At 31.3% G+C, this 11,727-nt stretch carries 9 protein-coding genes and 1 tRNA gene; 6 read left to right on the top strand and 4 right to left on the bottom strand.

From position 1 onward, the window contains the following. Positions 1 to 25: 25 nt before the first annotated feature. Together QLS71_RS07030 and folB are read right to left on the bottom strand one after the other, a co-directional pair. Positions 26 to 96, bottom strand: a tRNA-Cys gene (locus tag QLS71_RS07030). Positions 97 to 148: 52 nt separating this feature from the next. Beyond that, on the bottom strand, positions 149 to 511 hold the full coding sequence (folB, locus tag QLS71_RS07025; protein WP_308991741.1) for a dihydroneopterin aldolase: 363 nt from the start codon (positions 509 to 511) through the stop codon (positions 149 to 151). A 79-nt stretch (positions 512 to 590) separates the two neighbouring features. Here folB and QLS71_RS07020 point away from each other — a divergent pair, with 79 nt between their 5' ends. From QLS71_RS07020 to QLS71_RS07010, 3 genes are all read left to right on the top strand, one after another. Then, a complete protein-coding gene (locus QLS71_RS07020) occupies positions 591 to 2,597 on the top strand; it encodes a glutamine--tRNA ligase/YqeY domain fusion protein (RefSeq protein WP_308991742.1) in 2,007 nt (668 codons plus the stop codon). Positions 2,598 to 2,675: 78 nt separating this feature from the next. Beyond that, positions 2,676 to 3,161, top strand: coding sequence for a DUF1761 domain-containing protein (locus QLS71_RS07015; RefSeq protein WP_308991743.1), 486 nt, complete (start codon positions 2,676 to 2,678; stop codon positions 3,159 to 3,161). 66 nt (positions 3,162 to 3,227) lie between these two features. Beyond that, positions 3,228 to 4,385, top strand: a complete 1,158-nt coding sequence (locus tag QLS71_RS07010) for a GNAT family N-acetyltransferase (RefSeq protein ID WP_308991744.1) — start codon at positions 3,228 to 3,230, stop codon at positions 4,383 to 4,385. A 68-nt stretch (positions 4,386 to 4,453) separates the two neighbouring features. Here QLS71_RS07010 and QLS71_RS07005 read toward each other — a convergent pair whose 3' ends face one another. Beyond that, positions 4,454 to 5,380, bottom strand: coding sequence for an SPFH domain-containing protein (locus QLS71_RS07005; RefSeq protein ID WP_308991745.1), 927 nt, complete (start codon positions 5,378 to 5,380; stop codon positions 4,454 to 4,456). An 80-nt stretch (positions 5,381 to 5,460) separates the two neighbouring features. On the opposite strand from QLS71_RS07005, the gene QLS71_RS07000 reads away from it, so the two are divergent. Next, positions 5,461 to 6,144: a hypothetical protein gene (locus tag QLS71_RS07000; RefSeq protein WP_308991746.1), complete on the top strand. Its 684-nt coding sequence runs from the start codon at positions 5,461 to 5,463 to the stop codon at positions 6,142 to 6,144. Positions 6,145 to 6,205: 61 nt separating this feature from the next. Here QLS71_RS07000 and gltX read toward each other — a convergent pair whose 3' ends face one another. After that, positions 6,206 to 7,717 (bottom strand): glutamate--tRNA ligase, encoded by a 1,512-nt coding sequence (gltX, locus tag QLS71_RS06995; protein ID WP_308991747.1) that lies wholly within the window; start codon positions 7,715 to 7,717, stop codon positions 6,206 to 6,208. Between the two features lie 156 nt (positions 7,718 to 7,873). Between gltX and QLS71_RS06990 the strand changes: the two genes are divergently transcribed. Beyond that, positions 7,874 to 11,245: a DUF4175 family protein gene (locus QLS71_RS06990; RefSeq protein ID WP_308991748.1), complete on the top strand. Its 3,372-nt coding sequence runs from the start codon at positions 7,874 to 7,876 to the stop codon at positions 11,243 to 11,245. Continuing rightward, positions 11,238 to 11,648 (top strand): rRNA maturation RNase YbeY, encoded by a 411-nt coding sequence (ybeY, locus tag QLS71_RS06985; protein ID WP_308991749.1) that lies wholly within the window; start codon positions 11,238 to 11,240, stop codon positions 11,646 to 11,648. Before QLS71_RS06990 ends, ybeY begins: the two co-directional genes overlap by 8 nt. The last annotated feature ends 79 nt before the right edge of the window (positions 11,649 to 11,727 follow it).

Raw genomic sequence — 11,727 nt, 5'->3', positions numbered from 1 at the left:
TCTAGAATTAACCAGAAGCTTTTTGAGGTGTCGAGCAGATTCGAACTGCTGTAGCAGCTTTTGCAGAGCTGAGCCTAGCCACTCGGCCACGACACCTTATAATCAGTTTGCAAATGTAAAAAAAAATAAGACTTTTTTACATTTAAAATCATTTTTTACGTTTATCAGTCATTTTTATGGTTACTTTTTCTACATCACCACCAATAGGAGGATTCAATTTACTAACCCAAACCGTGGCTTTTTTTACTAATAAATCTTCATTAAAAATTCTAGCTAAAATACGTTTTGCAACGGTTTCTAGTAGCTGTGAGGCTATGGCCATTTCTTCTTTTATAATACGATTTAATAATACATAGTCTACAGTATCAGTAAGTTTATCTGTTTTTGCAGAGTTTTGTAAATTGGCTTTAACTTGTAAATCTACACGATATTCGCTGCCTATTTTTGTTTCTTCTTGTAAGCAACCATGATGAGCGAATACACGTATATTTTCAACTTTTATAATTCCCATGTTAGGTAGTTTTAAGTCGGTAAAATTACCTAATTTTACAGAATATTTTTAGTTTAATTACCTATTGCGATACATTTTTATGTCTGAAGAAAGAAAATCACTTAACTTTTTAGAGCAAATTATAGAAGAAGATTTGGCAAATGGCATGCCAAAAGGCAATTTACGTTTTCGTTTCCCGCCAGAACCAAATGGGTATTTACACATTGGACATACAAAAGCTATTGGTATTAGTTTTGGTTTAGGTGAAAAATACAACGCACCTGTTAACCTTCGTTTTGATGATACCAATCCTGCAAAAGAAGAGCAAGAATATGTAGATGCCATCAAAGAAGATGTTGCGTGGTTAGGTTATAAATGGGATAAGGAATTATTTTCTTCTGATTATTTTCAACAATTATATGATTGGGCAGTGCTTTTTATAAATGAAGGAAAAGCTTATATAGATTCTCAATCGAGCGAAGCGATGGCAGAACAAAAAGGAACACCAACTCAACCTGGTGTTGATGGTCCATATAGGAATAGAACTGTTGCTGAAAATTTAGATTTGTTTGAACGTATGAAAGCAGGCGAATTTAACGAAGGAGAACATATTTTGCGCGCAAAAATAGATATGCAGCACCCAAATATGTTGATGCGTGATCCTATTATGTATCGTATTTTAAAGAAACATCATCATAGAACCGCTAACGATTGGTGCATTTATCCAATGTACGATTGGACACATGGCGAAAGTGATTATATAGAGCAAGTATCACATTCCTTATGTTCATTAGAATTTAAACCTCATAGAGAACTTTACGATTGGTTTTTAGATCAAGTAACAGATCCTAATTTAGTGAGACCAAAACAACGTGAATTTGCACGTTTAAACTTGAGTTATACCATTATGAGTAAACGTAAGCTCTTGAAATTGGTAGAAGATAAAGTTGTAGCTGGGTGGGACGACCCACGTATGCCAACTATTTCAGGTTTACGTCGTAGAGGCTATACTCCAAATGCTTTGAGAAAATTTGTTGAAACAGTAGGTGTTGCTAAACGTGATAATATTATTGATGTTTCACTTTTAGAGTTTTGTATTCGTGAAGATTTGAATAAAACAGCACCGCGAGTTATGGCGGTTTTAGACCCTATTAAATTGGTTATTACTAATTATCCAGAAGGAAAAGAAGAATGGCTAAAAGCGGAAAATAATCAAGAAGATGATGGTGCAGGTTTTAGAAAAGTACCATTTTCACGTGAACTATATATTGAAAAAGAAGACTTTAAAGAAGTTGCTGGTAATAAGTTTTTTAGACTGAAGTTAGGCGGCGAAGTGCGACTTAAAAATGCTTATATAATTAAAGCAGAATCTGTTGTAAAGGATGAAGATGAAAACATTACACAAATAAATTGTACCTATTCTGAAGATACTTCTAAAAAAGTAAAAGGTACTTTGCATTGGGTATCTATAAAACATGCTGTAAAAGCTGAAGTTAGGGAGTATGACCGTTTGTTTATTGATGAAGCACCAGATAGTCACCAAGACAAAGATTTTATGGAGTTTTTAAATCCAAATTCTTTAAAGATTATTAAAGCATTTGTAGAACCAAGTTTATTGGAAGCTAAAATTGGAGAGCGTTTTCAGTTTCAAAGATTGGGTTATTTTAATGTTGATAAAGATTCAGCTTCTAATAATCTAATATTTAATAAAACAGTTGGACTAAGAGATTCTTGGGAGAAACAAAAACCCGTTGAAAACAAAAATCCTAATCAGAATAAACCACAAAATAATGCATCACAACCACAACGTAAGGCTATAGATGTAATTCAGCAATTAGGAAAAAAATATACCAATTTACCTGAAGCTAAACAATTAAAAGCAAAAGCAGAAATTCAAGAACTTGCTAAAAGGGTTTCTTATGAAGAGCTACAACCGTTATTTAATACAGCGACTAAAAAAGTAGGCACACGTATTGCCACTATGATTGTTTTAGGAGTTTTAATAAAAAACGGTTTAGAAAAGAACACAGATATTTCTGATTTTATAAATAAAGGATTGGAAGATAGCAATGAGTTATTGGTTACAGAATCTCAAAAACTTGTTTAATTTTTTTCAAATATCTAAAAACTAGATACTTATTATTATTTTAATTATATTTATCATCTAACTTTAACTAAAATTATTATGGATTTTTTAAACCCAATGGCAATTATTGCAGCAGCAGTTTCTGCTTTAGTTGTAGGATTTATTTGGTATCACCCAAAAGTATTTGGTAAGGCTTGGATGCAAGCGGCAGGAATAACCAATGAACAAATAAAAGGAGGTAATATGCTTAAAATTTTTGGTTTAGCATTACTGTTTGCCTTTTTATTAGCCAGTGCACTTCCTGGAATTGTTATTCATCAAATGGGTGTTTTTAGTTTGATTGGAGGAGATCCAACAAAGGCTCTACCTTCTTATGAAGCATTTATGGTGGATTATTCCGAAGCTTTTAGAACTTTTAAGCATGGTGTTTTTCATGGTGTATTAACGGGTGTTTTTATTGCATTACCAATTTTAGGCACCAATGCTTTATTTGAAAGAAAAAGTGCAAAATACATTTTTATAAATAGTGGATATTGGATAGTAACACTTGGTATTATGGGCGGTATTATTTGTGCTTGGAAATAATTTTTGTAAACTTTTAATATAATCAAAGACTGAAGTGTTTAACTTCGGTCTTTTTTATTCTATATTTTGACATCATTTCAAATTTATCATTCGGTTACAAGTCTTCCTCATTCATGGGACAGTATTGTTGTACATGATATTTTTTTACAATCTTCATATTTTAAAGCACTTGAAGAAGCATCTCCTAATAATATTCAATTCTTTTATGTGGGTATTTTTGATGAAGAGGTATTAGTAGGTGTTGCTATCATTCAAAGGGTTCAATTGTATTTAAAAGATATGTTTAGAAACATTAATGTATCTTGTGTAAAAGAGTTTTTTCGTGATATGGTTTCAAAAGCATTAAAAGGTAATATTTTAGTAGTGGGTAATTTGATGCACACAGGTCAGCATGGGCTATTTTTTCAAAAAGAAAACATATCACAAACTACTTATTTAAATTTGGTTTTTGAAGCTTTATATGTTATTAAAAATCATATAAAAACCAATCAAAACAAAACAATACGAGCCATCATGTTTAAAGATTATTTTTTAGATGATAGCATTCATTTAAAAACCGACTTTTTTAGTAATCATAAATTACATAAAGTTAAAGTGCAACCTAATATGATTTTGAAGCTTCAACCAAATTGGTTAAGTTTTAAAGATTATATAAGTGCACTTAATAAAAAATATAAACGACGCTATAAAACAGCGAGAAACAAGTTAAATGGTATAAGGTGTTCAGAATTGAGTCTAGGTGCTGTTAAAGCCAGCTCTAGTGAGTTACACGCGCTTTATTTAAACGTATCTAACAATGCAAAGTTTAATACATTTATACTGCCTGAAAATCATTTTTACAATTTAAAATTGCAATTACAAAATAGATTTAGAGTTTTTGGTTATTATTTGAATGAAGAACTTGTTGGGTTTTTTACATTGATAGAAAATGAAAAACATCTCGAAACTTATTTTTTAGGCTATGATGAAGCGCATCAATATAAAAATCAGTTATATTTAAATATGCTTTATAGTATGTTGGAGTTTGGCATTAGCAATCATTTTAAAACAGTGGTTTATGCTAGAACTGCTATGGAAATTAAAAGCTCTGTAGGTGCTAAACCAGAACCGATGGTTGTTTATATAAAACACACCAATAGCTTTATAAATGCTGTTTTAAAGCAGGTTTTTGGATTGATGAACCCTAAGCAGAAATGGCAGGAACGCCATCCTTTTCATTATTAGGTAGCTTATAAAAAAGCCTCACAAATTAAAAAATATGTGAGGCCAAATATATAAAAAGGAAAAATAGTTTATTGTAATTTCTTTCTCTCTTTAGCCTCTTTCATAGCCTCACCAATTTGATTACTAGCAGTAAAACTTGCAAGCATTTCGTTTAGCATATTACTTCCCGCTTGTGGCGTATTTGGCATTAATATTAAATTACTATTGGTGTGTTGACCAATAGATTGAAGTGTATCATAATGTTGTGTTACCACGATTAAAGCAGACGCTTCTTGCGAGTTTATTCCAACTTTGTTTAAAACTAGAACAGATTCTTCTAAGCCACGTGCAATTTCACGACGTTGATCGGCAATACCTTGTCCTTGTAAACGTTTACTTTCGGCCTCAGCTTTTGCTTTTTCAACAATTAAAATACGAGCAGCATCACCTTCATATTGTGCTGCGGTTTTTTCTCTATCGGCAGCATTAATACGATTCATGGCTTCTTTTACTTGTGCATCGGGGTCAATATCTGTTACAAGAGTTTTAATAATGTCATAACCATATTCCATCATAGCATCATTTAGCTCGGTTTTAACTGCGATAGCGATATCATCTTTTTTCAAGAATACGTCATCTAAAATCATTTTTGGTACTTCAGCACGTACCACGTCAAATACATAACTTGTTATTTGATCATGTGGATAATCTAATTTGTAAAATGCATCTTCAACTTTATCTTTTATTACTTTGTATTGAACAGATACTTTTAGTTTTACAAACACATCATCTTTAGTTTTGGTCTCAACAATAACATCTAATTGCTGAATTTTTAAACTCAAACGACCAGCAACTTTATCAACTATTGGGATTTTTAATTGTAATCCAGATTGACGGATACTTAAAAATTTTCCAAAGCGTTCTATAATAGCTGCTGATTGTTGTTTTACTGTGAAGAACGACGAAAATAAAATTATTAATCCGACGAAAATAAAGGGGATAAGATAAAAGCTCATAAATATGTTGTTTAAAATTGTTAAAAAATGATAATTATTTAATTAAGCTATATTTGCTCATAAATAAGCATAAAGATACAATGAAAAAGATACAACTTACTTTATTAGTAGGTATAATGCTATGTTTTGTTACAATTAGTTTTGGACAAAAAGGAAATTATAGAATTACTAATGGAATAAGCATAACAGGAGCTATTACTAAAACGGATATTGCAACTGGTAACTTTAAAACAAAACAAGGAGATGGTTTTTTGGGTGGATTTAACGCGACGGTAGATATTCCTCATAGATGGTATAATGTCAGTTTTGGTATGCAACTATCTGAAAGCGCTATAGGTATTTCTGCAAGACCCCTGCCTGTAGTTGCAAATAGTGAGTTTATTGACTATAAATTATTTGCAGTTCAACTTGCTATGCTGTTACATCTTAAGGTTATTCCAGATTATTTTACGATTGATTTTGGTCCGATGCTACAATATAATAGCAAGCTTGAGTTAAAAGATAAAACTAAAGAAGGTTACTTTGTAGATAACTATGTAAACTTATCTGCAGAAGATATCAGCGATATTTCTCAATTTAATTTTAATGGTGCTGTTGGAGCTTCTGTTGGATTCAGATATTTTAAGTTGAAGGCACAATACATTTATGGTTTTACAAATATTTTAAATAAACTTGAAAACCAAGAGTTGGACACCATAGGTGGCGATGCCCGTTTTAAAGGAAACCAAAACATGTTGGTTTTAGGTGCAACGGTATCATTTTAAAAAAGAGACCCGTCAGTTTTTAAAAACGAACAGGTCCAATTTATTTAGAAATGTATAGTTGTTAAATAGTTGAAATGGCCTTTTCAATACGTTTAACTGTTTCAGCTTTCCCAATCATAAACATAATATCAAACACATCAGGTCCTTGTAAAGCACCAACCAATGCTAAGCGTAGTGGCATCATTACTTTACCAAAACCAATGTTGTTTTTAGTAATCCAACCTTTAATATCTCTTTGAAGAGCTTCAACAGTAAATTCGTCAATATGGATAATAATATTTTTCAGTTCGCTCATTAGCGTTGCCGTATCTTCTTTAAAAGCTTTTTTAGAGTCTTTTTCTTCGTATGAGTTTGGTGCAGTAAAAAAGAAATGAGTCAACTCCCAAAAGTCTGAAATAAATGTCGCGCGTTCTTTTATCATGCCAACTACTAGTGCGATATAATTTACATCGATATCAACTAACTCTGAATGTTGTTTTTTGAAGGCTTCAGCTAATTCATCATCATTTTGCTCTTGCATATAGTGGTGGTTAAACCATTTAATTTTATCGGGGTCAAAACGAGCACCAGATTTATTAACACGTTCTAGTTCAAAAGTAGCAATCAATTCATCTAAATTAAAAATTTCTTGTTCTGTTCCTGGGTTCCAACCAAGAAATGCTAAAAAGTTAATCATAGCACCTGGGAAATATCCGTCTTGTTTATAACCTCTAGAAATTTCTTCTGTAACAGGATCTGTCCATTGTAAAGGAAATACAGGGAAGCCTAATTTATCACCATCGCGTTTGCTTAATTTTCCTTTTCCTGTAGGTTTTAAAATTAAAGGTAAGTGTGCAAATTCTGGAGCATCCCAACCAAATGCTTTATACAATTGATAGTGTAATGCTAATGAAGGTAACCATTCTTCACCACGAATTACGTGGGTAATTTCCATTAAATGGTCGTCTACAATATTCGCTAAATGGTAGGTTGGCATGCCATCGCTTTTAAACAAAACCTTATCATCTAAAATATTGGTATCAATTTTAATGTCACCACGAATAATATCTTTTAAATGTAAAGTTTCATCTTGTGGCGATTTAAAACGGATTACATATTCATCACCAGCATTTAATTTTGCTTTTACTTCTTCTGCGCTTAGCGATAACGAATTGCTTAATTTTAAACGGTTATGCCAGTTATAAATAAAAGTTTTCCCTTTCGCCTCGTGGTCTGTTCTATGAAAATCTAAAGTTTCTGGAGTATCAAAAGCATAATAGGCATTACCACTTGCTATTAATGCATCGGCATATTGTTTATATAAATGTTTACGTTCACTTTGTCTGTATGGTCCAAATCTTTCGTTTTTGTTAATACCTTCATCAAAAGGAATCCCACACCAATTTAAGGCATCAATAATGTATTGTTCAGCACCTTCAACATAGCGATTTTGGTCAGTATCTTCAACTCTTAAAACAAAGGTTCCATTATGTTTTTTAGCAAATAAATAATTGAATAATGCCGTACGAACACCACCAATATGTAGTGGTCCTGTTGGGCTAGGTGCAAAACGCACACGAACTTTCTGGGTCATGTTTTGTAATTTTGTTGCAAAGATACAATTAACACATTATTATAAACACTGTACTAAATAAAATTGTAGTTTAGTTGGTTATTATATTATGCTTCAATAGAATATTGAATAAACCTTTAAATTTGTAATTCCCAAAATAATTGGGAACCTATACTTATGTCAAATAATTTTAAAAATATACAAACCAAGTTAGCAGCATTTATTAGAAGGTATTACATTAATGAATTACTTAAAGGTGCCATTCTATTTTTTGCTATTGGTGTTTTGTATTTTTTGTTCACCTTATTTATAGAACATGTTCTATGGCTTAATACTACGGCTAGAACTATTTTGTTTTGGTTATTTATTTTGGTAGAGTTGTCCTTACTTGTTAAGTTTATTTTTATTCCATTAGCTAAATTATTCAAACTTCAAAAAGGGATTAATTATGAAAGTGCTTCAAGAATTATAGGCAAACATTTCCCGGAGGTGAATGATAAATTGTTGAATGTTTTACAACTGCATCAAAGTGCGTCACAATCTGAATTGTTATTAGCAAGCATAGAACAAAAATCTTTAGAACTAAATCCCATTCCATTTAAACTTGCTGTTAATTTTAAACAGAATATTCAGTATTTAAAATACGCTGCCATTCCTGTTTTAATTCTGTTGTTAACATTTTTGTTTGGTAACTATAGTTGGTTTAGTTCAAGTTTAGAACGTGTTGTACATTATAAAACAGCCTACGAACCACCAGCTCCGTTTCAGTTTTTTGTTGTGAATGACAACTTAAATGCCATAGAAAATAAAGATTTTAAGTTAATAGTTAAAACAGCCGGCGCTGTTATCCCAGAAAATGCCGAAATAGTTTATAACAACGGGACATATTTTTTAAAACAAACAGGAATAGGTGAGTTTGAATATGTGTTTACACAACCTAAAGAACCCATTGAATTTCAATTGAGTTCTAATAATGTCATTTCAAAACCCTATACTATTGAAGTGGTTGAAGTGCCTTCGTTATTAAGTTTTGAAATGCAGCTTAATTATCCTAATTACACAAAAAAAACAAATGAAACTTTAAAAAGTACGGGTAATGCTGTGGTTCCTGAAGGGACATATATTACCTGGCGACTTAAAACAAAGTCCACCGATAAGGTACAATTGTTAACTAAAGACACGATTAATTTTTCATCTATAAGAAATGGATTTTTTGAAACATCCAAACGCGTTTATAATAATTTTGATTATAGTTTAAGCACAAGCAATAAAAATTTAAAAGATTATGAAACTCTGGCGTTTAATTTAAATGTTGTTAAAGATGAATTTCCAAACATCAACCTAAAAGTTAAGACTGACAGTTTGGATTTGCAGACACTTTATTTTCAAGGACAGATAAGCGACGATTATGGTTTTAGCAAGTTACAGTTGGTTTATTATCCTTCAGAAGACGAATCGAAGAAAAAAATTGAAACCATTTCTATTGCAAATTCTAACATTGCAGAGTTTATAACAGCATTTCCTAATAATATAGGGATTCAAGAAGGTGTTTCTTATGATTTATATTTTCAAGTATTTGATAATGATGAAGTTAATAAGTATAAAAGTTCAAAAAGTAACATTTTTAGTTATAGAAAGCGTACAAAAGAGGAAGAAGTCACTAAACAGTTGAATGCGCAAAGTGAATCGATTAAAGACTTGAATAAATCCTTAAAGAAGTTTGATGAACAAGAGAAACAATTAGAACAATTATCTAAAACTCAAAAAGAAAAATCGAATCTTAATTTTAATGATAAAAAGAAATTAGAATCCTTCCTTGAACGCCAAAAGCAACAAGATGAAATGATGAAGAATTTCAATAAAAAACTTAAAGATAATTTAGAAGAATTTCAAAAGGAGAATAAGGATAAAGACATTTTTAAAGAAGATTTACAAAAGCGCTTAAATGAAAATGAAGAACAATTAAAACAAGATGAAAAACTTTTAGAAGATTTACAAGAACTTCAAGATAAAATTAACAAAGAAGAACTCAGCCAAAAGTTGGACGAGTTGGCAAAACAAAACAAGAATAAGAAGCGTAGTTTAGAACAGTTGTTAGAATTAACTAAACGTTTTTATGTGGAAAAAAAACTGGATAAGCTTAAAGGCGACTTAGATAAATTAGCTCATGAACAAGATAAGTTAGCTCATGAATCAGAAGATAAAAACACTAAAGAAAAGCAAGATGAATTAAATAAAATTTTCGAAGGGTTTCAAAAGCAATTAGATGATTTAAAGAAAGAAGGTAAAGACCTGAAGAAACCGATAGATATTCCTCAAGATAAGTTAGAAGAAAATGAAATTAAGAAGGAGCAACAGAAAGCTTCTGAGGAATTAGAAAAGAATGAAAAGTCCTTAGATAAAAATGAGAACCAAAAGAATGCTCAAAAGAGTCAAAAGAAAGCTGCTCAAAAAATGAAAAAATTGAGTGAGCAAATGCAAAGTGCAATGCAAGCTGGTGGCGGTGAACAGATGCAAGAAGATGTTGATATATTAAGACAGATTTTGGATAATTTATTATTGTTCTCATTTGATCAAGAAAAGCTGATGAAACGTTTTCAAACGATAGAAGAAAATAATAATCAATACGCGTCGTTCCTTAAGAAACAAAATAATCTAAGAGAGCATTTTGAACATGTGGATGATAGTTTGTTTGCTTTATCACTTCGTCAACCCAAGTTATCGGAGGAGGTAAATAAGCAAATCACGGATGTGTTTTATAACATTGATAAATCATTAGAAATGTTTGCGGATAATCAAATTTATCAAGGTGTTTCTAAACAACAATTCACCATTACAGCAGCTAATAATTTATCTAATTTTTTAAGTGATGTTTTGGATAATATGCAAGAAAATTTAAATATGTCAATGGGTCAAGGAGGTAATGGCGATATGCAACTTCCTGATATTATCATGAGTCAAGAACAACTTAATAAAATGATGGAAGAGGGTATGAAGAAAGCTAATAAGGGAAAACCAAAAAGTGAGAATGATTCTGATAAAGGTAAAGATGGTGAGAACGGAAAGGTTGGAGATAAAAAGGAGAGCGATAAAAATGGCAATAAAGATGGTGGTAAAGGGGAAGGTACTAATGAAGAGTTGAATGGATTGTTATACCAAATTTACCAACAGCAACAAGAGTTAAGAAATGCTTTAGAAGATAAACTTGCTAAAGAAGGTATATCGGGTAACGCATCATCCTTACTTAGAAAAATGGAAGAAGTAGAGTTGGATTTATTGAATAAGGGTTTCACAAATCAAACGCTTCAAAAAATGATGGATCTTAAGCATCAATTGTTAAAAATGGACAATGCAAACTTAGAACAAGGAGAAGACAATAAGCGTGAATCTAAAACGAATTTTGGAGACTTCAACAATAATTCTAACAGTCAAATTCCAACAGCTAAGCAATATTTTAATACTACTGAAATATTGAATAAACAAATACTACCTTTGCAGCCAGTTTACAAAAAGAAAGTTCAAGCATATTTTAAGCCAAGCAATGATTAGTTTTAATTACGAAACAGTATTCTCGTTAGATAATGAGCAGCAATTATCTGAATGGATTATTGGTGTTATTTCCAATGAGGGGTGCCATTTAGAAGAGGTGAATTACATCTTTTGTGATGACGCATATTTACATAAATTGAATTTAGAATTTCTTAAGCATGACACATTAACTGATATTATCAGCTTTGATTATTCTATCGGAAAAAATATACAAGGAGATATTTTTATATCAGTAGAACGCGTTGCAGATAATGCTACAGATTTCAAGGTTACTCTTAATGAAGAGTTGAAACGTGTCATGGTTCATGGTGTATTACATTACTGTGGTTATAAAGATAAAACAGATAGTGAGGTTAAAGAGATGCGTGAAAAGGAGAATTACTACTTGAATCAACTGGTTTAGTATTCAGCAAATCAGTGTATATTTGCAAACTTAAAAAATCAAAAATAGTTAATGTTCCACGTGGAACAATTTAAAAAGG

The organism is Mariniflexile litorale (assembly GCF_031128465.2).
GTDB lineage: Bacteria > Bacteroidota > Bacteroidia > Flavobacteriales > Flavobacteriaceae > Mariniflexile > Mariniflexile litorale.
Note: the sequence above shows the minus strand (reverse complement) of the source record. Positions and strands in the feature narration are given on the sequence as shown.